The sequence below is a fragment of the Halostagnicola larsenii XH-48 genome, assembly GCF_000517625.1.
In the GTDB taxonomy this organism is placed as follows: Archaea; Halobacteriota; Halobacteria; order Halobacteriales; family Natrialbaceae; genus Halostagnicola; species Halostagnicola larsenii.
The window spans coordinates 2518067-2540742 of sequence record NZ_CP007055.1; the positions used below are offsets into that span (position 1 = coordinate 2518067).

General features: G+C 64.0%; 30 protein-coding genes. 18 read left to right on the forward strand and 12 right to left on the reverse strand.

The features are described 5' to 3' along the window. Positions 1-81 precede the first annotated feature (81 nt). The gene (locus HALLA_RS12710; protein ID WP_049954119.1) at positions 82-951 is read left to right on the forward strand and encodes a TIGR01548 family HAD-type hydrolase; all 870 of its coding nucleotides are present in this window, start codon (positions 82-84) and stop codon (positions 949-951) included. A gap of 179 nt (positions 952-1130) precedes the next feature. Here HALLA_RS12710 and HALLA_RS12715 read toward each other — a convergent pair whose 3' ends face one another. Beyond that, entirely contained in the window at positions 1131-1604 is a 474-nt protein-coding gene (locus HALLA_RS12715; protein WP_242406170.1) for a hypothetical protein, read from the reverse strand. A 234-nt stretch (positions 1605-1838) separates the two neighbouring features. Here HALLA_RS12715 and HALLA_RS12720 point away from each other — a divergent pair, with 234 nt between their 5' ends. Further along, complete coding sequence (locus HALLA_RS12720) at positions 1839-3461, forward strand: FAD-dependent oxidoreductase (RefSeq protein ID WP_049953709.1); 1623 nt, start codon at positions 1839-1841, stop codon at positions 3459-3461. 69 nt (positions 3462-3530) lie between these two features. Next, entirely contained in the window at positions 3531-4157 is a 627-nt protein-coding gene (locus HALLA_RS12725; RefSeq protein WP_049953710.1) for a hypothetical protein, read from the forward strand. Between the two features lie 61 nt (positions 4158-4218). Here HALLA_RS12725 and HALLA_RS12730 read toward each other — a convergent pair whose 3' ends face one another. After that, positions 4219-5052 (reverse strand): glycerophosphodiester phosphodiesterase, encoded by an 834-nt coding sequence (locus tag HALLA_RS12730; protein WP_049953711.1) that lies wholly within the window; start codon positions 5050-5052, stop codon positions 4219-4221. A 129-nt stretch (positions 5053-5181) separates the two neighbouring features. Here HALLA_RS12730 and HALLA_RS12735 point away from each other — a divergent pair, with 129 nt between their 5' ends. Next, positions 5182-5442 carry a hypothetical protein gene (locus HALLA_RS12735; protein ID WP_049953712.1) on the forward strand — a complete coding sequence of 87 codons (261 nt, stop codon included), beginning with the start codon at positions 5182-5184 and terminating at the stop codon, positions 5440-5442. A gap of 53 nt (positions 5443-5495) precedes the next feature. Here the strand turns inward: HALLA_RS12735 and HALLA_RS12740 are convergent, their stop codons facing one another. Beyond that, positions 5496-5897, reverse strand: coding sequence for a hypothetical protein (locus HALLA_RS12740; RefSeq protein WP_049953713.1), 402 nt, complete (start codon positions 5895-5897; stop codon positions 5496-5498). 128 nt (positions 5898-6025) lie between these two features. Between HALLA_RS12740 and npdG the strand changes: the two genes are divergently transcribed. Further along, positions 6026-6691, forward strand: coding sequence for an NADPH-dependent F420 reductase (npdG, locus tag HALLA_RS12745; protein ID WP_049953714.1), 666 nt, complete (start codon positions 6026-6028; stop codon positions 6689-6691). A 296-nt stretch (positions 6692-6987) separates the two neighbouring features. Here the strand turns inward: npdG and HALLA_RS12750 are convergent, their stop codons facing one another. Further along, entirely contained in the window at positions 6988-7257 is a 270-nt protein-coding gene (locus HALLA_RS12750) for a thioredoxin family protein (RefSeq protein WP_049953715.1), read from the reverse strand. Between the two features lie 138 nt (positions 7258-7395). On the opposite strand from HALLA_RS12750, the gene HALLA_RS12755 reads away from it, so the two are divergent. The 6 genes from HALLA_RS12755 (at position 7396) to HALLA_RS12780 (ending at position 10517) form a co-directional block, all read left to right on the forward strand. Then, on the forward strand, positions 7396-7557 hold the full coding sequence (locus HALLA_RS12755) for a preprotein translocase subunit Sec61beta (protein ID WP_049953716.1): 162 nt from the start codon (positions 7396-7398) through the stop codon (positions 7555-7557). A gap of 218 nt (positions 7558-7775) precedes the next feature. Continuing rightward, complete coding sequence (gene pdxT, locus HALLA_RS12760) at positions 7776-8390, forward strand: pyridoxal 5'-phosphate synthase glutaminase subunit PdxT (RefSeq protein WP_049953717.1); 615 nt, start codon at positions 7776-7778, stop codon at positions 8388-8390. Positions 8391-8477: 87 nt separating this feature from the next. Next, positions 8478-8945, forward strand: a complete 468-nt coding sequence (locus tag HALLA_RS12765) for a bifunctional nuclease family protein (RefSeq protein ID WP_049953718.1) — start codon at positions 8478-8480, stop codon at positions 8943-8945. After that, on the forward strand, positions 8946-9230 hold the full coding sequence (gene hisE / locus HALLA_RS12770) for a phosphoribosyl-ATP diphosphatase (protein WP_049953719.1): 285 nt from the start codon (positions 8946-8948) through the stop codon (positions 9228-9230). A 270-nt stretch (positions 9231-9500) separates the two neighbouring features. After that, positions 9501-10022 carry a hypothetical protein gene (locus HALLA_RS12775; protein ID WP_049953720.1) on the forward strand — a complete coding sequence of 174 codons (522 nt, stop codon included), beginning with the start codon at positions 9501-9503 and terminating at the stop codon, positions 10020-10022. A 147-nt stretch (positions 10023-10169) separates the two neighbouring features. Continuing rightward, positions 10170-10517 carry a four-helix bundle copper-binding protein gene (locus HALLA_RS12780; RefSeq protein WP_049953721.1) on the forward strand — a complete coding sequence of 116 codons (348 nt, stop codon included), beginning with the start codon at positions 10170-10172 and terminating at the stop codon, positions 10515-10517. A 132-nt stretch (positions 10518-10649) separates the two neighbouring features. On the opposite strand, the gene HALLA_RS12785 is transcribed toward HALLA_RS12780, so the two are convergent. Then, entirely contained in the window at positions 10650-11009 is a 360-nt protein-coding gene (locus HALLA_RS12785; RefSeq protein ID WP_049953722.1) for a DUF5518 domain-containing protein, read from the reverse strand. A 144-nt stretch (positions 11010-11153) separates the two neighbouring features. Here HALLA_RS12785 and HALLA_RS12790 point away from each other — a divergent pair, with 144 nt between their 5' ends. Beyond that, a complete protein-coding gene (locus HALLA_RS12790; RefSeq protein WP_049953723.1) occupies positions 11154-12170 on the forward strand; it encodes an NOG1 family protein in 1017 nt (338 codons plus the stop codon). Between the two features lie 57 nt (positions 12171-12227). On the opposite strand, the gene HALLA_RS12795 is transcribed toward HALLA_RS12790, so the two are convergent. Together HALLA_RS12795 and HALLA_RS12800 are read right to left on the reverse strand one after the other, a co-directional pair. After that, entirely contained in the window at positions 12228-13508 is a 1281-nt protein-coding gene (locus tag HALLA_RS12795) for a DUF389 domain-containing protein (RefSeq protein ID WP_049953724.1), read from the reverse strand. A gap of 103 nt (positions 13509-13611) precedes the next feature. Then, on the reverse strand, positions 13612-14904 hold the full coding sequence (locus HALLA_RS12800) for a TIGR00341 family protein (RefSeq protein ID WP_049953725.1): 1293 nt from the start codon (positions 14902-14904) through the stop codon (positions 13612-13614). Positions 14905-15079: 175 nt separating this feature from the next. Here HALLA_RS12800 and engB point away from each other — a divergent pair, with 175 nt between their 5' ends. Next, positions 15080-15697: a GTP-binding protein EngB gene (engB, locus tag HALLA_RS12805; protein ID WP_049953726.1), complete on the forward strand. Its 618-nt coding sequence runs from the start codon at positions 15080-15082 to the stop codon at positions 15695-15697. 251 nt (positions 15698-15948) lie between these two features. On the opposite strand, the gene HALLA_RS21095 is transcribed toward engB, so the two are convergent. Together HALLA_RS21095 and ddh are read right to left on the reverse strand one after the other, a co-directional pair. Next, positions 15949-16104, reverse strand: coding sequence for a hypothetical protein (locus tag HALLA_RS21095; protein WP_169732140.1), 156 nt, complete (start codon positions 16102-16104; stop codon positions 15949-15951). Positions 16105-16137: 33 nt separating this feature from the next. After that, positions 16138-17067, reverse strand: coding sequence for a D-2-hydroxyacid dehydrogenase (gene ddh, locus HALLA_RS12810; protein WP_049953727.1), 930 nt, complete (start codon positions 17065-17067; stop codon positions 16138-16140). Between ddh and HALLA_RS20660 the strand changes: the two genes are divergently transcribed. After that, the gene (locus HALLA_RS20660; protein WP_157231377.1) at positions 17066-17206 is read left to right on the forward strand and encodes a hypothetical protein; all 141 of its coding nucleotides are present in this window, start codon (positions 17066-17068) and stop codon (positions 17204-17206) included. The genes ddh and HALLA_RS20660 overlap by 2 nt on opposite strands. Before the next feature lie 123 nt (positions 17207-17329). Here HALLA_RS20660 and HALLA_RS12815 read toward each other — a convergent pair whose 3' ends face one another. Next, positions 17330-18745, reverse strand: a complete 1416-nt coding sequence (locus HALLA_RS12815) for an initiation factor 2B (protein ID WP_049953728.1) — start codon at positions 18743-18745, stop codon at positions 17330-17332. Between the two features lie 86 nt (positions 18746-18831). Continuing rightward, positions 18832-19641, reverse strand: a complete 810-nt coding sequence (locus tag HALLA_RS12820) for a formate/nitrite transporter family protein (protein WP_049953729.1) — start codon at positions 19639-19641, stop codon at positions 18832-18834. 174 nt (positions 19642-19815) lie between these two features. On the opposite strand from HALLA_RS12820, the gene HALLA_RS12825 reads away from it, so the two are divergent. Continuing rightward, positions 19816-20586, forward strand: a complete 771-nt coding sequence (locus tag HALLA_RS12825) for a coenzyme F420-0:L-glutamate ligase (protein ID WP_049953730.1) — start codon at positions 19816-19818, stop codon at positions 20584-20586. Continuing rightward, the gene (locus tag HALLA_RS12830; RefSeq protein WP_049953731.1) at positions 20583-21584 is read left to right on the forward strand and encodes a 5,10-methylenetetrahydromethanopterin reductase; all 1002 of its coding nucleotides are present in this window, start codon (positions 20583-20585) and stop codon (positions 21582-21584) included. Before HALLA_RS12825 ends, HALLA_RS12830 begins: the two co-directional genes overlap by 4 nt. Positions 21585-21648: 64 nt before the next feature. Here the strand turns inward: HALLA_RS12830 and HALLA_RS12835 are convergent, their stop codons facing one another. Continuing rightward, the gene (locus HALLA_RS12835) at positions 21649-21843 is read right to left on the reverse strand and encodes a hypothetical protein (RefSeq protein WP_049953732.1); all 195 of its coding nucleotides are present in this window, start codon (positions 21841-21843) and stop codon (positions 21649-21651) included. A gap of 199 nt (positions 21844-22042) precedes the next feature. Here HALLA_RS12835 and HALLA_RS12840 point away from each other — a divergent pair, with 199 nt between their 5' ends. Together HALLA_RS12840 and HALLA_RS12845 are read left to right on the forward strand one after the other, a co-directional pair. Continuing rightward, positions 22043-22309 (forward strand): DUF7573 domain-containing protein, encoded by a 267-nt coding sequence (locus HALLA_RS12840; protein ID WP_084569040.1) that lies wholly within the window; start codon positions 22043-22045, stop codon positions 22307-22309. 95 nt (positions 22310-22404) lie between these two features. Further along, positions 22405-22599, forward strand: a complete 195-nt coding sequence (locus tag HALLA_RS12845; RefSeq protein WP_049953734.1) for a cold-shock protein — start codon at positions 22405-22407, stop codon at positions 22597-22599. Positions 22600-22676 lie beyond the last annotated feature (77 nt).

A 22676-nucleotide genomic window follows, 5' to 3' on the forward strand; every position in this document is an offset into this window, starting at 1 on the left:
GATAACAGCGGCGATACCACTGGCGAAGCCAACGGAGGCGCGACCGCGGGCGAAGGCGAACGTGTGGCCGCGAGCGCCGCCATCGACGCCGACGCGGTCGTCCTCGATATCGACGGCGTGCTCGTCGACGTCGAAAACTCCTACCGGCGGGCGATAATCGAGTCCGTCGAGCGGGTCTACGACCGAACCATTCGGAAGGCGGACATTCAGCAGTTCAAGGACGCCGGCGGGTTCAACAACGACTGGGAACTCACGTACGCCGCGGCGCTGTACGTGCTGGCGACCGAGGAAGGCTATCGCGGTTCGATCGACGAGTTCACCGACGACATCGCCGAAAACGGCGGGGGCCTCGAGGCCGCGACGACGGTCGTCCGCGAGGAGATCGGCGCGACTGCGACCCAGCGCGTGACCGATCGCTGGGACCGCGACCAGCTTCGGGACGTCTTTCAGCAACTCTACCTCGGAAGCGACCTCTACCGCGGGCTCGAGGGCGGCGAACCCGATAGCGAGACGCGCGGATTCATCCACGACGAGCCGGTGTTGCTCGAGGCGGAGACCCGAGAGCGACTGACCGACGACTACGACGTGGGCGTCGTGACCGGGCGACCGGAGGCCGAAGCCGAAATCGCCCTCGAGCGGGTCGGCCTCGAGATCGGTCCCGACGATCGATTCACGATGGACGACTGGGAGGAGGGAAAACCGCACCCCCGCGCGCTGACCACCCTCGCGGCGAAGTTCGAGGCCGAGACCGTCGTCTTCGTCGGCGACACGCTCGACGACGTGCGGACGGCCGTCAACGCGAGCGAGGCGGATCCGGATCGAACCTACCACGGGATCGGCGTTCTCACCGGCGGGTTGACCGGCGACGACGGGCGTCGAAAGTACGAATCCGAGGGCGCATCGCTCGTCCTCGAGTCGGTAAACGAGTTGCCCGACGCGCTCGAGGAGTAGCGTATATCCATGCTCGGGTCGCAGCTTTCTATTCGGAGGCCGATAGCCGATTGCTACGTGAAAGCAGGCAAAGCGGTATTTTAAGGTCACCAGTTTTGTCAAATCAGTGTGCTGAATGCGAAGTCAACGCGCAACACGCTCGAATAACTCGTCAGTCCCCTCGACGGAGAAATCGATCGCTATTTCAAATTCTGGAGGATTTGAAGAAATCGAAACGCCGGTGCTCCGTAATCGCTAATGTCTCCTTTCGCCTCGTCCTGTAGTTCGTGGATCCTCGTGGTGTAGTCTTGATTGATCACGAGTTCGAGTTCTTCACCTGTTTCGTCTTCAAATTTCTCTGCAAGTGCTTCGAGGCCGCTGATGAGGGCACCCCCTTTTTGCCACCCAGACACGACGGGAGCCCAGAGTTGGTACGAATACTCCTCGGCCTCCGGGAAGGTGTCAGTAACGTACTTGTGATCCTCGTGGAATTTCTTCTCGAGTTTTTGTAGCGAATACTGGTACGCTTTGGTATTGGAATATTCGGTCCACCAGCCGTCATCCGGAGACCCTGAATACAGGTCTCCGCTCATGTGGGTGACTACTTCGCAGACGTAGACGTTTTGCTCACTAGTCTCCTGATCGTTGTCTATAGCAACGACATCAGCTTCCATCTGGTTACCGGGTTCCGCTGACCGGTTATTATAGCTGACAACCTCACAACCGTTCAATCGCTTGTGATACGCGCCGACTAGCAGTTCCCCCCATCCCGCATTTACTGGCATGTGACAACAGTAATGCCAAATTGATAAATATCCATACGAACCGGTATCCGAGGATCCGAACACCGATTTCCGTCGTGACACCCCCGTCCGTTTTTGCCGCCTGCCGTGGTACCGCCGGACCATATGTCCGGCACCTTCAGGCGGCCCAACGACGACCTCCCCGGCGAGCCGACCTCGCCCTGGCTCGCGAGCACGCTCGAGGGCGAATACGCACCGCTCGAGTCGAACCGATCGGTCGACGTGGCCGTCGTCGGCGCGGGAATCGCCGGCCTCTCGACGGCGATGGAGCTTCGAGAACGCGGGAAATCGGTCGTCGTCCTCGAGCGCGACCGGGTTGGAGCGGGCGTCACCGGGAAGTCGACGGCGAAGCTGACGAGCCAGCACGGGTTGATCTACGACCACCTCCGCCGGGAGTTCGGGCGCGGGGCCGCTCGGCAGTACGCAACGGTAAACGAGCGAGCGATCGATATCGTCGAGGACAGGATCGACGGCCTCGAGATCGATTGCGGGTTCGAGCGCCGGCCGTCGTACCTCTACGGCGACGAACCGGACGCGATCGAACGGGAGGCAGACGCGGCCGCGATGGCCGGGCTCGAGGCGACCGAAGTGCGGTCGGTTCCGCCGTTCGAGCGGGCGTCAGCGGCGCTGCGGTTCGACGACCAGGCGTGGTTTCACCCGCGGCGATACCTGCTCGCGCTCGCCGAGGAAATCCACGAGTCGGACGTCGAATCGACACACGATGACGGGGACGACGCCGACGAGAGCGCGGGTTCGAACGGCGAAACGGGGGTCTACGAACGCACTCGGGTGACCGGTGTCGAGCCGGGGAGTCCGTGTCGACTCCGAACGGAGCGGGGCGCGACAGTCACGGCCGGTCGCGTCGTCCTCGCGACCGGCTATCCGATCCTCGATCGGGCGGGCTATTTCACCAGAATGCACCCGAAGCGGTCCTACGTGCTGGGCTTGCGGATTCGGGGCGAACCGCCGGCGGCAATGTACTACCGACCCGGAGAGCCCTACCGTTCGGTGCGGACGCACCACGACCGCGAGGGAGATGGACCGCTCGTGCTGGTCGGCGGCGAGAACCACAAGACCGGACAGGGCGGGTCGACCGCGGATCGGTACCGACGCCTCGAGCGCTGGGCGCGCGAGCGATTCGCCGTCGAATCGATCGACTACCGGTGGTCAACACAGGACTACGTGACCGCGGATCGCGTGCCGTTCGTCGGTCGCGCCGGCGTCGCCGCCGAGAACGTCTTCGTCGCGACCGGGTTTCGCGGCTGGGGGATGACAAACGGCGTCGCCGCGGGACGACTGCTCGCGAAGCTGGTCGACAGCGAGCGCCCGCCCGAAGCCGACCTGTTCGATCCGCTACGGTTCACGCCCAAACCCTCGGCGGCCGACGCGATCACGGAGAACGCGGACGCCGCGAGCCAGTTCGCGACCGACTGGCTGCGAACGCTGTTCGGGCCCAGCCTCGAGTCGATCGCACGCGGCGAGGGCCGAGTCGTCCGCGACGGGCCGAAGCCGACCGCGATCGCGCGCGACGCCGACGGCGACCTCCACGCCGTCTCCGCGGTCTGTCCCCACACCTACTGCGTCGTCGACTGGAACGACGCCGAATGTAGCTGGGACTGCCCGTGTCACGGCTCGCGGTTCGACCCGGACGGGACGCTTCTCGAGGGGCCGGCGACGGACGACCTGCCGACCCGAGATTCCGGGCCACCGTCCGATCCGGACCGATGAGTGGCCAATCCGTATCGATTCGTTCACCGAGCAGAATAATTATTTGACATACAGTACAACAGTGTCGTAATGACGAATTCAGTTCGAGCGAACGTCGGGAGCGTCCTCGCCGATTTCTCCCGCACGCTCGGCACGCTCGTCGGCCTCCTCTGGCTGGTGTTCGTTGGAGCCGTCTTCCTCGATGGAGGAGCCGACGTACTGATTGGAGCCCCGCCGCTCCCCGGCGGGCTCTTCTGGCCGGTCGCGTTCGCGGTGGCCCTCGGCGGGACGGTGTGGCTCGTCGAAGGCGGGTACGACCGACTCGGCGCGGACCCGACCGGCACCTGGACGTTCGTCTGGTTGGCCGTGTTCTTCGTGCCGCTTGCGTTTCTCCCGCTCCAGTTCGCGGTCGGATCGCTCGCGAGCGCGGCCGGCTTCGCCGGTCCGTTCAGCGGCGCTCTCAACGCCGGATTCGTCCTCGTCTCGACGATTGCGTCGGGCTGGCTCGCGTTCTACGGCGGTCTCGATCGGCTGGGACTCGAGGTGGACGACTTCATCCGCACCTTCGTCTTCGCCGTCGGGCTCGCACTGGTCCCCCTCGCCGCCGTCGTGCTGTTCGAGGCGACCTGGCTGGCCGGCGACTACGTGGCGGCGGCTATCGCACTGGCCGTTCAGGTCGGCGCGTGGTGGGTCGGCGTCACGCGGACGAAACCCTGATCAGCGGCTCGAACCTCGAGCGACGGGGCCTCGAGATCCAATTATCGGCTCGAAATCCAGATCACTGGCTCGAGACCGTCCCCAGTCCGGGATAGTCGGCGATGATCCCGTCGACGCCCGCCTCGGCGAGCTGGTCGAACTGGGTCCACGTCTCGGCGGTCCAGACGTTCACCGCCCGGCCGTCGTCGTGTGCGGCCTCGAGAAGATCGATAGCCGGCTCGTCACCGCTCGAGAGTCCGGCGTACTCCGTTTCCGCCAGTCCCGTTCCCGCGATGGCGTTTCGCGGCGGGTGGATCGCCTCGCAGTCGTACCGACGAGCGATTTCGAGGCCGGCCTCGAGGTCGTCCCATATCAGCGGAGCGGCGGCGTAAGCCGGCGCGATATCGCGAACGGCCGCGAGCGCGCCCTCACAGAACGACGAAAAGAGGAGTTCGCCGGCGAAAGCGTCGCAGTCGGCGACGACGCGTTGGACGAACGGCTTCCAGATCGCTTTTCGCTCCCCGCGGTCGTCTTCGGGGAGCGATTCGCCGAAGCGAATCGCCGCCGTACCAGGGTTTTTCAGTTCGACGTTGACTGCCATCGTCTCCGGAATCGCCTCGAGAAGCTCCGCGAGCGTCGGCACGGGTTCGGCGGTTCCGAGGACGCTCGCGTTCCGAATCGTCTCGAGGTCGGTCTCCCAGACGAGGCCCTCGGCGTCCGTCAGCGGCCGCCCGTCGCGGGTTCCCTCGAGTCGTTCGTCGTGGATTACCACGGGGGTACCACAGGCTGCAGGTTGAACGTCCATCTCGAGCAGCGACGCGTCGGTGTGCTCGGCTACGTTGCGTGCCGCGGCGACGGTATTTTCGGGAACGACGCCGGCGAATCCGCGGTGGGCGATGACGGCGGGGTCGGCCATTGGGCGAACGAACGCAGGGGGACCTGTTGTATCTGTTCCCGAACGTTCGACGGATAGCGGTTTCGCCACCGCTCTACGGGCAGCGAATGCGCGCAAACGTTGAAACGACTCGCCGTCGAGACTCGACCTATGACAGACCGGACCCTCGCCGACGTCGAATCCGACCTCGAGCGAGCCGCGACCCTCGAGACCGGAGCCGCGGTCGATCTGCTCGAGCGCGCCCGCCGCGATCTCGAGGAGCTCGCAGGCGATCCCGGCGTCGATCAGGACCACCGACGGACGCTCGAGAACCGACTCGAACAACGGGTGCGCGAGTTGCGAAATCGGGACGCCTACGACGGCGGTGACTTCGGCGCGGCGATGAATCCGGACGAAGACGACGCACCCTAACCCCCGGCAATCGTCTGCGTTCGGAGCGGCTACGACCGTCTGTGTTCGAACGCCTACGACCGCCTGTGTTCCGGTGCCCGAAGGCGTTCGGGAACGACCGTCCGCTCGAGGAGATACGCGAGCGCAAATCCGGCGATACTGCCGGCGATCCCCGCGTCGAAGAAAAAGAACACGCCGCCCAGCGCGAGTTCGACCCCGAGAGCGAGGAAGAAACAGAGACAGACCGCCCCGAGAACAGGGTACAGGAGGGTTTGTCGACGGGAAGCCGGAATTCGATCGCGAGCGATCCAGATGACCGGGCCAACGAGGAGGAACGAACCGAGAGCGTACCCCGAAACCCAGACCCACGCGCTCGAGCCGTGTTCCAGAAGATCACCCGCGCTCTGGAGGATGAGAAAGGCCAAGCAGGCAAACAAGATCGCGCGACGGGTTCGCGCCGATACGGAAAGCTCCATGGAGGGACGTATATCTCCAGTGACAAATGTTTGTCGAGAAAAATGATCGGCCACCGAACCGACCACGCTTCCGGCGAGTTCGGCCGACCTCCCACCCTTTTATTCGAGTGCCTCTCCGAGAGGCAGGTATGCGAATCGCACTACTCGGCGGAACCGGCGATATCGGCGAAGGGCTCGCGTTACGTTTTGCACACGACACCGACCACGAGATTCTGATCGGCTCTCGAGACCCCGAAAAGGCCCGAAACGCAGTCGAGGGGTACGAGGCAATTCTCGAGGAGCGCGACGTCGAGGCGTCGATCAAGGGCTTTACGAACGAGATGGCGGCCGATCGGGCGGACGTCGCCGTTCTCTCGGTACCTCCCTATTACGCCGGCGACACCGTCGACGCCGTCGCGGAGAAACTCGACGAGGACACGATCCTCGTCACCCCCGCTGTCGGCATGAAAGGCGACGAGGACGGGATGCACTATCACCCGCCGTCGGCCGGCAGCGTCACCGAACTCGTGGCCAGTCGCGCACCCGACGAAGTGCCGGTCGTCGGCGCATTTCACAACCTCGCGGCGGGTAAACTCTCGAATCTGGATCGTGAGATCGACCTCGATACGCTCGTCGTCGGCGAGGGGGCCGCCAAGGAGACGGTCACGTCGTTGGCGAGCGAAATAGACGGGCTCCGCGTTCTTGACGCCGGGCCGCTCGCGAACGCGGCCGAAGTCGAGAGCATCACGCCGCTGGTCATCAACATCGCTCGCCACAACGAGGAGTTACACGACGTCGGGGTCAAGTTCCAGTAGTCGATCCCGCGTGTTTCGGAATCGAATGACACGGAGACGGGCGAGAAAGCGGTCGACGACCGTGAGAAAACCGCCACCGGAAGCGACGAAACGAACGGTGCTAACGGGAACGTGACGGCGGAGGAGGGGAACGAAACCGACGGTGCTGTCTCAGCGTGACTAAACCGTCCAGTAGCCTCGAGTCGGGAGCCCCACCCGTCGGCTCGCAATTTTCGGCTGTGGATTCGTACGACTCGAGAGCCTTTTCGATTGTCTCACGCCGGTCAGAAAAACGCAGACCGGGGCGTGTCGACGGATTAGGCGCCGGCGGATTCGAGGGCGTCTTCGATGTCCTCTCGCTGGGTAACACCGACGAAGCGCTCGACGATTTCGTCGTCGTTTTCGATGACGAGCGTCGGCAGCGACCGCACCTGATACTCGTTTGCGACATCTTGCTGTTCGTCGACGTTTACTTTCTCGACTTCGAATCGGCCCTCCCAGTCTTCTTCGAGATCCTCGAGGATCGGGTCCTGGGTCTTGCATGGGCCACACCAGTCTGCGTGGAAGTCTTTAAGTGTGACAGTCATACCGTTCATTGGGTTTTCCCGCGCAGCGCGCATAAGGGTTTCCCACCAGTGAGGGTTTGCCGTGACCGAGGACGCGGACGATCACGGGCCGATCCGGCCGGTCGAAAGATTTAGTGCCCGGCGAGTGAAAGAGAACGTATGGATAAAGGACAGAACACTGGCGGGCTGATGTCCAGTGCCGGACTCATCCGGTATTTCGACTCCGAAGACTCGAACGCGATTCGTATCGACCCCAAGACCGTCATCGCAACCGGCGTCATGCTCGGCGTGCTCGTCCAGTTGCTGACGTTCGTTTCCTAACGCAGTTTGTTTTGGGTATCGAGGTCGGTACACCCGCTTGATCACCCACAGGTTCGGTCTGTCGAAACGATGCACTGGTGATCAGCCCGAATCCGACGCACTGCAGACGCCGAAACCGGGATCGGAGCTACAAATTGCCGCCAGTCCCGCCACTGGCAACCTCACCCAGTTGCGATTCGTGACGCGAAGTTTTTGACGTTGCTCACGTTACCACAGCCATGTCACTGGTTGCAGGCGTCGTCGCCGTTCAGGGCGACGTTTCCGAACACGCAGACGCCATCAGACGAGCGAGTACGGCCCGCGGCGAATCCGTCGAGGTTCTAGAGGTCCGCGAGTCGGGTATCGTCCCCGACTGCGACCTGCTCGCGATGCCCGGCGGCGAGTCGACGACCATCTCGAGGCTCGTCCACTCTGAGGGAATCGCGGCAGAGATTCGCGACCACGTCGACGACGAGAAACCGCTGTTTGCGACCTGTGCCGGACTCATCGTCGCCTCGAGCGACGCCGGCGACGAGCGCGTCGAGACGCTCGATCTGATCGACGTGACCGTCGAGCGAAACGCCTTCGGACGACAGAAAGACAGCTTCGAAGCGCCCCTCGAGGTAACGGGACTCCCAGACGACGAGCCGTTTCCCGCCGTGTTTATCCGCGCGCCAGTTATCGACGACGTGGGCGACGCCCGCGTGCTCGCCTCGTGGGACGGGAACCCGGTTGCGGTGCGGGACGGCCCCGTCGTCGGCACCTCCTTTCACCCCGAGTTGACGACCGACGACCGAATTCACGAGTTGGCGTTTTTCGAGAACGACGGCGCGTCGGTGACGGCGCTCGAGTAGCCCAGCGGACAACCCGCCGCGTGGCTCCTCGAAAGGCGTCGGTCGCAGGCGTACAGACTTTTGCCGCTCGCCTTCGTGAGTTGTGATATGAACGCGTCCATCGACGCCGTCCGCGTCGCGGGAACCCAGCAGGGACCGGTGCCGGTCTTGATCCTCGCCGTCGAAGGCGAAGAGGACATCGTCCCGATCTTTATCGGCTTCAACGAGGCGACGAGCATCGCTCGCGGGCTCGAGGCCGAGGACATCGGCCGGCCGTTGACCCACGACCTCCTGCTCGACGTGATGGAGGAACTCGGCGGGCGAGTCGACCGGGTCGTCGTCAACGAAATCGAAGAGCGCGCGGACGGACAGGGCGGGACCTATATCGCGGACATTCACGTCGACACGCCCCGCGGCGAGACCGTGATCGACGCCCGGCCGAGCGATTCGCTCGCGCTCGCTGCCCGAACCAACGTGCCGATCGAGGTCACGGAAGCCGTCTTCGAGGACGGCCGAGACGACAGCGAGAAGTTCGCCGAACTCGAAGACATCCGTGACGTTCCCGGTGAATTATAAATGGACGAGACACTCGAGGAGTTGTTCGCCGTCATCGAAGACCGCAAGGAAACGCTACCCGAAGGCTCCTACACCGCGTCGCTGTTTACCCACGAGAAAGGGGAAAACGCCGTATTGGAGAAACTGGGCGAAGAATCGACGGAACTGGTGCTGGCCGCCAAAGACGACGACCACGACGAAATCGCCTACGAGGCCGCCGATATCGTCTATCACCTGCTTGTCTTGCTCTCGATGAAAGACATGGACCTCGCGGACCTCGAGGACGAACTCGAATCACGGCGGTAGGCTGAAGACTCGTTTCCGAACGGACGTCGACTCACGAGACGGGTTGGTGTTCGAAGCACAACCGGACGAGAAACACGAACGTGTCTACCCGCACGGGAGTCGAACAACCAGAACATCACGGTGAGCGCATCCAATAGCGGATATCGATCACGCTCGGCGACGGCGGTACGACGTTCCCGGAATATCTAACTAATGCAGGGCAAATATTCATTACACTTTACTCGTGGGAACCACCACAAAACTCATTCCAGATGGTCCAATGGGATAGTTATGGGATTGTTTGGAGGCGACCGGAGCCAGGCCGAGACGACGGCGCAGCTCCCCGTTCCGGAATACGAACATTTTCCGACGGATACCTACTGCATCGCGTGTGCCGTGGCGGTCTCGCAAGAAGAGGTGACGGCGTTTCGAGAACTGCTCGAGAAGGAAACAGCAACGACCACCGTGGTCGAACAGTCGACGTTTCTCTCTCGAGAGCTAGACGGCGAGTTGCAGATACAGCAAACGGAGGAGGACGTCGCGGCGTTCGTCCACGAACTCGTCGAGACCTGGGAAGGGCAGATTGACGGCGATCCGTCTGCCGTCTGGTGGCCGCTCGAGTCGGACTGGAGAGTCGCGCTGTACATGCGCTACTGCCGTGCGAGAGCCGAGCACGAAACCGACGAGTTCGACTGCACGGAGCGGATCGAGCGCGTACGGACGCTGGTGTCACGGTGTGAAGCGGCGAGCGAAAACGCTGCGAAACGCGGAGTCGTCCACAGAGACCGCGTTCCGGGAGAGCGAGCCAAGTAGTGACCGAGAACAGCGGCTGAGAGCCCAGCCGATAGCCTGGAAACGGACGAACAGCCCCGCTCGGTTCGTCCCCGACGTTTGCATTTTCCCTGCCGCTTGCAATCGCCCGTGCCAGTTTGATACGCGACGCTCGCGTACGTCCACGCGATGGCACTCGAACAACTCGAGCACGCGGACGACCAGATGCAAGAGTGTATTGACAACTGCCTCGAAGCCGCGCAGGTCTGTGAATGGTGTGCGGACGCCTGCGCGGACGAGGGCGAAGGGATGGCCCGCTGTATCCGGCTCTGTCGGGACGTTGCCGACCTGGCGACGTTGCACGCGCGGTTCATGGCTCGAGACTCGGGCTACCACGGCGAGTTGGCATCGATCTGTGCGGACGCCTGCGAGGAGTGTGCCGAGGAGTGCGAACAGCACGACCACGAGCACTGTCAGGCCTGTGCGGAAGTTCTACCGAAGTGCGCCGAGAGCTGTCGGGAGATGGCCTCTGCCTGAATCGAGCAACGGCAAGCCGATCGCAACTACCACGAGCGAGCGAAACAGACGCACATTCATTTTTCCGCCGCGTGGAGGATCGCCTCGAGGAGACGAACTCGACGCACGATCGATCCACCGGCAGACGCCGGCTCAGCCGGAGAGTACGCCGCCGATAGCGCCGGCGAGCGCGCTCTCGAGTGCCATGATCAGGGCGATAGCTGTCGCGAAGGCGAAGACGCCTACGCCGAGCAGGCCGCCGATGGGGCCGAGCGCGAGACCGGTCAGACTGACGACGACACCCAGGAGGAATGCGCCGATGATACCGCCGAGCGCGCCCGCGAGGAGGCCGTGCCAAGCGCCCCGAAGCAGGCCGCCGCCGGCGATGAATCCGGCAACGAACCCGCCTCCCAGGCCGGCGACGAGTTGACCGATCCCGGGAATTGCCAGTCCAACGATCGAGAGGACAATCGTGGTCACGAAGCCGATGAAAACGGCACGCCAGTTAGCCATACGGGTCATAAGCGACCCAGCAGAATAAGAATATGGCAGGCGTCTCAGTCTCGAGACGAGCGTGAACGGTGTCGCGAGGGAGAGAACTATCACGGACGAACCGACAACGAACGCCCTTTTAGTGTCGAGGCTGTACTGGTGACTATGATTTTCGAAGACCTTCCGACGACGCCGACGTCGGAAGAGCTGATCGACAAGGCGTTTTCGCGGGCGGCCCGCTCGGGCAACGCCAAGAGCGGCCTCGAGGCCCAGCAGTCGATGCTCCAGACGGCGGCGAACATTATGTCGGACAACCTGGAGAACGTCGTGACCGCGTGGCCGGATTTCGAGTACGACGTCGACCCGTTTTATTACGAACTCGCCGACGCGATTCTGGACGTCTCCATCGCCCACTCCGATGGGTCGGGAGACGACGAACCGACGACCGGGGTCGACGCGCTACGACAGAGCCTCTCGCAGGTCAGTTGGGCCGGCCGAAAGACCCGCGAGATTCACGAGGAGTACCAGTCGCGACTCCGTAAAACCGACATCGACACCGCACGAAAGCACCGCCAGCAGGCGTTCGCGCGACTCGCCGATATCGTCGAACAGGTCGACGAACACCTCCGGCTGATCAACGACGCGCGCAACGAGCTTCGAGACCTCCCCGAGATCAACGCCGACGAACCGACGATCGTGGTCGCCGGCTACCCGAACGTCGGCAAATCTTCGCTCGTCAACGACGTGACCAACGCCCGCGGCGAGACGGATTCGTATCCGTTCACGACGACCGGAATTGGACTCGGACACTTCGAACGGGATCACATCCGCTACCAGATCGTCGACACGCCGGGGCTGCTCGACCGTCCCCCACAGGAGCGAAACGAGATCGAATCGCAGGCCGTCAGCGCCTTAGAGCACCTCGCCGACTGCGTCCTCGTCCTGCTCGACCCCAGCGGCGAGTGTGGCTACCCGATCGAGTCCCAACTCGAGTTGCGCGACGCCATCGAGGACCAGTTCGAGAACGTGCCCGTCCTCACGATCGGCAACAAAGCGGACCGATCGCGGGACGTCGAAGCGGAGTACTACATGAGCGTCGAAACCGGCGAGAACGTCGAGACGGTCCTCGAGGCGGCGATCGAGGCTATCAGTTACGAGCCGGAGTTACCCTTCGACGGCTGATCCGTCACCACACTCTTTCCTTCGACGGCTGAAGACGGTACCGCTTCCTGCGCGCTGTCAGCGCTCACGGACGGACGCCGATTCGTACTCGATCGGTTCGACGCGAACGTCGATATCCTCCCCCGTGTTTTCTTCGATGGTTTCCGCGACGTCAGTAGCGAACGTCGAGGTATCCGCAGCACCCGCCTGGCTCACCACGACAGTCACGCTCCGCGGACCGGTGTACGGCGACATGTCTGAGTACTGCGTCTGTACGGACACCGCGGTGAGATTTCCGTAGGCGGGGTCCTCGAGGGTCTCCTCGACCGACGCTGCGACCTCCCTGTCGACGCCGACCTGTTGGACGGTCGCGAACCCGACCGAGAGCGTGAGCGCGACGACGACCAGTGCGAGTAGTCCCGTCGCGACGAGGGATCGATCAAGGTCACCCTCCGGTGATGCGCGCTCTCGAGAGACGTAGCCGAGGAGGACCAACACGGTGAGTACCGCGAGATTGATCACGACCATAGTCACGCACAACAAGATTGCCGTTCCGATTGCGAGTTCGAGTTCGATCCAGGCAATCGAAACCCCCGTCGCCGCGGCTGTCGGGATCAACGCGGCTGCGATCATGACGCCGATTATCGAGGTCGGCCCCTTCGTCGTCAGCCCGATCCCTGCGGATAGCCCCGCCGCGACGGCGACGACCAGCGAGAGCATGTTCGGCGCGAGTCGGACGCCGAACAGCTCGAGTGCCGGGAGCTCGAGTTCGGCCGGGACGAAGCCGCCGAAGCGAAACGCCGCTGCGAGCGCCGCTGCGGCGGCGATAGCCAGCACGAGCCCGTAGAGTTGCATCCAGAGACTATCGGCGATCATCTTTCGGTCGCCGGTCACGGTCCCGACGCTGGCGGTCAACGCCGGCCCGATGATCGGCGCGATCACCATCGAACCGACGACGATCGCAGGCGAACCGATCAACAACCCCGCCGTTGCGATGAGCGCACTCAAAACCATCAACGCCGCGTAAGAGGCGGTATCCCTGCTCAGGTCGCGAGCTTTCGTCCGAAGCTCGATCGCCGTCATCGGTTTGTACCGTCCTGCGTACTCCCGCTCGAGCGTCTCCGAAGTCGTCGTCATCGCCGCCTCGGCGCTGGCAACGACGGTGTACTGTTCGAGATCGACCTCGGCCGCCTCGAGTTCGTCGAGAACGTCCCCGACCGCGTTACTCGGAACGGGGATTTCGAACATGACGCCGTCATCGGCGGTCGGGACGACGGTGAACGTGAACTGCCTCTCCTCGAGCGCCGCTCGGACCGCGTCCTGGCGCGTATCTGAGACGGTGACGTGAACGAGACGCACGACTAGGGGGCCACCACGGAGGGCAAAAAGGTACTACCCTGTGTACGCCGAGAGCGGGTCAGAATCGACAGTCGACCCAAACAGCAGGCGACGGGGACCCGGCTCACCGATGTGCGACCTCCACGTACCGGACTTCGACATCGATCGAGTCGTCGCCGTATCGATTGACCCGCTCGTGGAGTTCGTCGGCTAACTCCGGATCCGTTTCGCCGGGTGGGCCGCCGATCGTCACGATCACCCGTTCGGGGCTCAAGAACGGGTAATCCTCGTCCATCACGACCTCGAGTTCGAGCAGCTGATAGCCGTCGTACTCCGGTTGCTCGAGAAGGGTTTCGATGTCCTCGCGAGTGTTCTCCTCGAAGGTCGCCGCCGAGTACGAGGCGTAGGTAATCCCGCCCAGAAACACGCCGAACAGGAGGACGATGACGACTAATCCGACCACGCGACGGCGGACCCGTTCCTGCGTCGGGCCGAGTTCGAACAGGTTCTCCGGGCGATAGCCCGCGTACCAGAGCGTGAGCAACCCCGCGAGGTTCACCGACAGGACGTTGACGAGCACCAGTACCGTCGATCCGATCGCCGCCGAAGGCTGGCCCCACGCGAGGGCGATGCCGACCGTCGCGGCCGGCGGAATAAGCGCCGCCGCGATCATCACGCCGACGAGTGCCACCGAGATCCCGGTCGAAATGGAGACGATACCGGCGACGCCCGCGCCCAGTGCGACCGCCAGAGAGAGCAAATCCGGGGCGAGGCGTTCGGAGATTTCGTCGACGGCCGAAATATCGAGCCCGGGCGGGACGACGTTCGTCACCCGAACGGTCAGCGCGAATACCGCAGCGGCGAGGATGGCGAGGAAGACGCCGACCAGTTGGTACTTGATACTCTTGAGAAAGAGGTCTTCCTCGTCGAGGACGGACCCGACGCTGGCACCCAGCGCCGGACCGATCAGCGGTGCGATCACCATCGAACCGACGACCACCGCCGCCGAATCGAGCAACAGTCCTGACGTCGCCACGATCGCGCTCACAACCGTCATCGTCGCGTAGATGTCGAACGACGGCGTCAGCGACTCCGCTTCGGCCTGGAGTTCCTGTCTCGAGATCCGCTCCGATTCGACATCCCCGTTTTCGTACTCCTCGCGAAGGGCCTCGAATCGGCGAGAGATGACGGTCTCAGCGTCGACGACGACGGTGTAGGCGTCCTCGTCGACACCCTGTTCCTGTATCGAATCGAGGACGGGTTCGACCGCCGACGCGGGGAGCGGGAAGTACGCGACCGCCGTGTAATCGCGGTCGCTCGTCTCCTCGGTGACGACGTAATCGACGCCCTGCTCGTCGAGCGCCTCGAGGAGCGTCCGTCGTTTCCCTGCCGGGATCGTCAGCTGTACGAGCCGCACACTCCGTAACTCGCATCCCGCTGTGATAATTCCAGTGCTCGAAGCCCGACCGGGGGCCCAGTGTTTGGAACCCAGTTGGAGTTCCACTGCTCGGATCGGCGGGGGCCGGGTCCGGATCTCGAGCGGCCGCGTCGGCGTCGCGGTCCTTATTACTCGCCGCCCTCGTATGGCAGGTATGTTCGAAAACCGCCCGAACCGCGACGCCGAAGTCGTCCTCGTCGGGCGCTCTAACGTCGGGAAGTCCACGCTCATGCGGGAGCTAACCGGCCACTCGTTCGACACCGGCGGCAAGCCGGGCGTCACCCGCTCGCCGAACCACTACGACTGGACGGCCGAAGATTTCGTCCTCACGGATCTCCCCGGATTTGGGTTCATGAGCGGCGTCGAGGAAGACCACCGCGAGCAGATCAAGACCGACATCGTCCGCTATCTCGAGGAGTACGCCGACAACGTCCTCGTCGCGGTGCTGGTCGTCGACGGCAAGAGCGTCGTCGACATCATCGACCGCCACACCGGGCCGGATTCGATCCCCTACGACGTCGAGATGTACCACTTCCTGCAGGACATAGGAATTCCGACCGTCGTCGCCGTCAACAAGATGGACAAGGTCGACGACCGCGACGAACGCCTCGACGAACTCGCCGAACGGCTCGGGCTCTATCCGCCGTGGAAGCAGTGGCAAGAGACCATCGCGCCGATCAGCGCAAAGCGCGAGCAACTCGAGCCGATGTACGAGGCCGTCCGCACCCACCTCCACGAACAGGAGCGCGACGACCTGTTCAAGTTTTTCTAACGAACTTTTGCGCTGCGGTCTACCGCGTCCACGCCAGACTTACTGGCGTGGACGCGGTGTCCCTCGGCAAAATCTCGAGAGAGTGAAACTCTCTCGGACCTCGCGGGAGCGAAGCTCCCGCTTAGCTTCGATGAAAAGCACCGGAAGACGGTCCGGCTCACTTCGTTCGCGGGCTGCGACTTCCGAGCCTTCGTTCGCTCTGCTCACGAAGACACTCCTCCTTCCTCTCCGTTCGCGTTACTCACTCCGAGTCAGTCGTCGGCCCGCTCGCTCGGCCTGCGGCCTCGCTCGCGGTGAGTGTCGGACACAGCCTGCCCTTCCCCGTTGAGCGAACGCATCGCGTTCGCGATGCTCGGAAGAGCTTGCTCTTCCGTAGTGTTACACGGCTCTCGTAGTACTCGAGCCATGCGCCCGGCCACCGAATCCGAGTAGTCAGTTGCTCAGACGACCCTATTTTTCAGGTCGTCGTCGCGCTCGAGTCGAGCCACGTTCTCGGTGACTATTTCGCCGATGTTGGGGCCGTAGTCCCGCGTGAACCCAGCACAGTGTGGCGAGACGATGACCTCGTCGAGATCCCAGAGCGGCGACTCCTCGGGGAGCGGTTCGGTTTCGAAGACGTCCAGTGCCGCACCGGCGATATCGCCGGCCTCGAGCGCGTCGACCAGCGCGGGTTCGTCGACGACGCTGCCGCGCGCGACATTGACGAAGTACGCGTTCTCGCGCATGGCGGCGAACGCCTCGGCGTCGAAGAGGTGGTGCGTTTCGTCGGTCAGCGGGACGGTGGCGATCACGAAGTCGACATCGGAAATCGCCTCGAGCAAGTCGTCATTTGCGTACATCTCGTCGAATGCCGGTAACGGCTCCGTCGATCGGCGGACGCCGCTGACGTGGACCCCGAGCGAGCCCAGCACGTCGGCGACGCCGGTGCCGAGCGTCCCGGTGCCGACGACGCAGGCCGTCGTTCCCGAAATCGTGAACGCCTCGTCCCACGCCGGGGGATCCCAGCGGTGGTCTTCCTGATTCGCGGCGGCGTCGTGGAGCCGGCGGGCGAACGCGAGCAGGTAACCCGCGACCGTCTCGCCGACGGACTGGCCGTGAATGCCCGTGCTGTTGGTCAAAATCACGTCCTCGGCCTCGAGCGTCTCGAAGGGGAACCGGTCGACGCCCGCCTGAATCGAGTGGATCCACGCGCACTCGAGCATGGCGTCGTCGTACTCGAGTGTGACGACGGCGTCACAGTCGGCAATTTCGTCGTCGCCGATAGCGCCGACCTCGAGCGGGAGGTCCTCGAGATACTCGACGAGTACGCGGGCTGGAAAGACGGTACCGACCGACTCGTGGACGCCGAGTCGTTCGAGATCGATGTGCATGGTCGGGGATACAGATGGCTTCGTGTTCAAGGTTTCTCCGACGAACGGGGTCCTCCCGCGAGCGGATCGGACCACCGTCTCGCAGGGCGCGTCGGTTCGAGCGAACGAGATCCGTCAGGAAACGACGGCGGCTCGGTGAAAGTCCTCGTCACAAGGGGCTCGGAGGGGGTAACTCTTCGTCACGGCCGCCACCCGAACGTCGACCTCGAGGGGTTTCGGTCTGTCGTTTCGCGCGAACGCCTCGAAACGATCTCGAGGTGGTTCAGGCCTCGAGCCACGCCACCAGTTCCCGCAACTCTTTGGCGATCGAGTCGATGTCCGCGCGCTCGAGCGGGCCGCGTTCGGTGACGTACTCGTCCACGCAGTCGGCCGGCGTCACGTCAAACGTCGGATTCAACACGTCGATCGACGCCTCGCCGTCGTAGACGGCCGTTCTCGAACCCGACTCGAGGTTGATTTCGGGGCGAGTTGAGACTTTGTCCGTGGCGGCGACCACGGAGACGGGAATCCCCTCGCGAGCCGCCGCAAGCGCGACCGACCGCGTGCCGGTCTTGTTAACGACGGCACCGTCCGGACGGATCGTGTCGGCACCGACGACGACGCGGTCGACCGCCTCGCGGGAGAGCACCGAGGCCGCGGCCGCATCAGTGAACAACGCAACCGGCATCCCGCCCGCGAGTTCCTCCGCGACGGCGACTCCCTCGCGGGCCGGCCTGGACTCGGCGACGAACACCCGAGCGGGGGACCACGCCTCGAGCGCCGAACGAACCGTCCCCGAACGCGAGAGGGTCAACACCCGCTCGTCGCTATCGAAGTATTCACCGGCGGTCGCGGCTGCCGCGCGGTCGGCGTCGACCGCCCGATCGATCCCGGCCAGCGCCGACTCGAGGAGCGCGGGAGCGCCGGGAACGTCGGGAGCGGTCCCGGCCGAACCCTCGACGTCGTCCGCCGTCGATGCGTTCTCCATCGCTCTGTTCACCCGGTTTCGCAGGACGGCCATCGAGGGCCGAGCCTCGAGCAGTCGCTCGGCGAGTCCCGCGAGTTCGTCCCACTCCGCGTCGGGATCGACGCCGTCGTCGTCGCGCTCGTCGAGCAGCACGCCCGCCCGGTCGCGAAGCACCTCGAGGGCCCGAATCGACAGGAAGGCAGCGCCGTGTTCGTCGTCCGCCGCGACCGACCGTATCGACGGGGCGACGCGCTCGTAGGCGTCCCAGAGGTCCGGGACCGTTTCCCGGCCGTCGATTCCGGGGACGTCGTCGGGAAACGTCGACGCCGACGAGGTCGGCACCGATCCGTCCTCGAGATCGATGGCAACCGTCGGCGAAACCCACTCGAAGGCGTCGTGTTCCTCGCTCAGTTCGACCGCGCGCGACTCGCACTCGAACAGGTACGGGTGGACGACCCACTCGCGCTCGAGTTGCTCGTCGGTCACCCGCAGTTCCCGGCCCGAACGGACCAGCGAGACGCGATCCTCGAGTCCCGTCTCCTCCGCGATTTCGACGCGAACCTGCCGGTCGGGGTCCCCCTCCGCGAACCCGGAGACGCCACCCCACTGGCCCGCGTAGGTACCAACCGCGTCGCTGCGACACAACAACAACACCTCGCCTCGATTCCGGAGGAACGCGGTGACGACGTGACTCGCGTCGCGTTCCTCGTGTTCCGGGCTCGAGTCCGTCATGGGTGGTCAGACGGCCGCCTCGAGGGAAGGCGTTTCGGCACGACCGCGAAACAAGCGACGGGCGTCGCGGACGCGGGAGTTCGCAGTTACTTCGCCCCGCGAACGACGTGGCCGTACTTGAGAACGGCGACGAATATCGCGCCGCCACACGCGTTGCCGATCGTCGCAAGGGAGAGAAACGCGAGGTAATCCAGCGGTGTGATCGACGCGGAGATGAACACGCCGAACAGCACCTCGACGTTGCCCGCGATGGAGTGTGGGAGGTGAAGAAGTCCGATCGTCGCGGTGACGATCCAGATGATGGCTACTCGGCTCAACGTTCCCTGTGCAGCAGTAATCAACCACGCCAGCAGTCCCATCAGCCAGCCCGCGAAGATTCCGGCCACGAACAGCCAGTGTAACTCGTGGGAGACGAGTTTGTGCGCGATCAGTTCGAACGACTCCGGCGAGACGACGCCGAGACCCGGCATCAGGACGACGGCAAGCAGCGTGAACAGGAGCCCTCCGACAATGTTACCGATGTACACAAGCCCCCAGAGACGCGCTAACTGCCCGATCGACGCCTGTCTATCGAGAACCGGAATAACGGCCAGCGTCGTGTGTTCGGTAAACAGTTCCGAGCGACCCAGGATGACGAAGAGAAAACCGACAGAGTAGACGCTCGCCAGCAGCAATTCGGTCGTGAGATCGCCGTAAGAGCCCTGCGAAAGCGTGAGGACGACCGCCATCAACAAGGGACCGAATCCGATATCGAGCCCCGCAGAGAACCCCGAAAGCAACAGACCGGATTTCTCGCGTCTGATTTCGTGGAGTCCGCTCTCGATTAAGGAATCGAGAACCTCCCGAGTCGGCATCTGTTCCATGACGGCGAACGTATCCGGCTCTGAGTCATCCACGCGTGGTCACTACTTCCGAGTTATCGGCCAACCTGTATCCACCTTTTCATTGACATGGATTCGAGGGAGTACACCACCACAGGTCCGAGCCAGTCCACTAGATGGTAGCAAACACCGGTACGACGGATTCTCCGATGACGGTGCGTTTTTGGCGCGGCTAACCCTGTTTCCGGTATGGAACTACACGCAGTGGCGGATCTGCCCGAAATCCGCCCCGGCGACGACATCGCCGAACTCGTCGCGGATCGGGCCACGCTCGAGGCCGGCGACGTGCTCACCGTCGCGAGTACGATCGTCTCGAAAGCGGAGGACCGGGCCGTCGACCTCGAGGAGTTTCCCGTCAGCGGCCGTGCGGCCGAAATCGCCGACCGGCTCGAAGGGATTACCGGCGACGAAAAGGACCCGCGGTTCGCCCAGGCGGTGCTCTCCGAAAGCACCGAACTGCTGATCGACGCGCCGTTTCTGCTGACCGAAACCCGGTTCGGTCACATCTGCGTGAACGCGGGTATCGACCGCTCGAACGTGCCGGACAACGACATTCTGCTTCTGCCCAAGCGACCGACAAAGAGCGCCGAGCGGATTCGCGCCGGCCTCGAGGAACGCGGCATCGAAGACGTCGCGGTCGTCGTGACGGACACCTGCGGGCGGCCGTTCCGACACGGCCAGCGCGGCGTCGCGCTCGGGTGGGCGGGGATGCCCGCCAGCCGGGACTGGCGCGGCGAGGAGGACCGCGACGGCCACGAACTCGGCGTCACCGTCCAGTCGGTGATAGACGAGCTCGCCGCGGCGGCGAACCTCGTAACCGGCGAAGGCGACGGCGGCACCCCCGCCGTGGTCGTCCGCGACTGGGACTTCGGCGACCACGGCGGGAGCGACGAACTGTTCCGATCGGTCGAGGACGACCTGATCCGGCAGGCACTCCGCGAGTGGAGGTTCGAGGGATGACGGATGCACCTATCCGGGGGATCGAACTCACCCCCGAACACCCGCCGAATCGGATCGCCTCGCTGGCGGCCCAAGCCGAAGCCGAGGGATTCGATACCGCGTTCGTCAGCAGCCATTACTTCAACCGCGACCCGTTCGTCACCTGCTCGAAAATTGCGGAATCGACCGACGAAATCCGGATCGGGCCGGGCGTCGTCAACCCCTACGAGACCCACCCCGTCAGGCTCGCGGCGCAGGTGGCGACCGTCGACGAGGTCAGCGACGGCCGCGCCGTCTTCGGCGTCGGGGCGGGCGACCGCTCCTCGCTTTCGAACCTGGGAATCGATCGCGACCGCCCGCTGCGGCGCGTCCTCGAGACGTTCGACGTGGCTCGAGACCTCTGGGCCGGCGAGACGGTCACCCACGAGGGAACGTTCACCGCGAACGACGCGTCGCTCAATCTCGAGCCACCGTCCGAACGGATACCCGTCTACGTCGGCGCGCAGGGACCGCACATGCTTCGGATGAGCGCGAAACACGCCGACGGCGTCCTGATCAACGCTTCCCACCCCGCGGACCTCGAGTGGGCGGGCGAGCAGATCGAACAGGGACTCGCAGACCGCCCCGACGAGCGCGGGTCGTTCGAATCGCTCGCGTTCGCCAGCACGAGCGTCGCCGGCGACGAGGAGACGGCCAGAGAAGCCGCCCGTCCGCCCGTCGCGTTCATCGTCGGCGGCGCGGCCGATCCCGTGCTCGAGCGCCACGACATCGACCCCGACGCTGCGGCCGCGGTCAGCGAAGCGTTAGAACGCGGGGACCTGCCCGACGCCTTCGACCGAGTTACCGCCGAGATGATCGACGTGTTCTGTATCGCGGGGACGACCGAGACGGTCGCCGCGCGCTTCGAGGCGGCCCTCGAGCACGTCGACGGCATCGTCGTCGGGTCGCCGCTCGGCCCGGACCTCGAGGACGCGATCGAGCGCGCGAGCGAGGCGCTTCGGTCGGCGTGTGGGGACTAAGACAAACTGGTCAGTCACGAAGCGGTTACGAGTCGAAATCGAGCGGTCCGCGGCGAGTCGCGTTCTAGTTCGCAGTGAAGAGATTTCCAACGGCACCGAGCGTCAGCGCGCCGAAGATGCCGAGGCTGGCGATGACGATGAGCCCGCCCATCGCGACCAGCAACGGTGCGGCCCCGTCGCCCATCGCGACGTCGGTAAAGAGGTCGTTCATCTCGACGATGTTGTCCACGATGACGTTCAGCGGCACGGCGGTTTCCATACGTGCGGGTTGTCACCGATGGTACTTGTCCGTGCCGGTCCGAAGCGAGGGACTCGAGTGAGGAGATTCGCTATGGGTGTGTCGGTCGCGTCGGAGACACCGTTCTCGGTACCGTCGCGTCGGGTGATCCATGCTCGAAACCGATCACGCGGGACCCGACGCCGGAGCCGTTAAGCCACGCCCGGTCGTATCGCCAGCCGTGACAGAGGACGCGACGCTTTCGGCGTTCGCCGCGGATGACGACGCTGCGGACGCAAACGCGGACGAGGGAGCCTCGGAGACGGACGCGTCTGCGGATGCAACCGGAACGGACCCCGTAGAACCGGGCGGGACGAACACCGACATCGAGCCGGCGACCTCGACGTACGTCTGGGGAACCTACACCTGTGACGCGTGTTCGGAAACGGTCGATCGAGCCTGGCTCGAGGACGGAGCATTCGTCTGTCCGGCCTGTAAGGACTGGTGAGCGATCACGACTAACAATCGGGTCGGCAAAAGCCGGCAAACGCCGCATAATCGTCCCGAACATTTATGCTGCAGTCGTTGCTCTAGATGCCTGCAATGGCGAAAGGCACGGTCGAATTCTTCAACGACACAGGCGGTTACGGCTTTATCGAAACCGAAGACGCGGACGAAGACGTATTCTTCCACATGGAAGACGTCGGCGGCCCTGACCTAGAGGAGGGACAGGAAGTCGAGTTCGATATCGAACAAGCAGACAAGGGCCCGCGCGCGACCAACGTCGAGCGACTGTAAGCGCCCGAAGAAGGGGTATCGTTTTTCGAGTACTCACGAATTGCCCAGCGGCGAGACTGCCAGCAGGCGATAGCGCA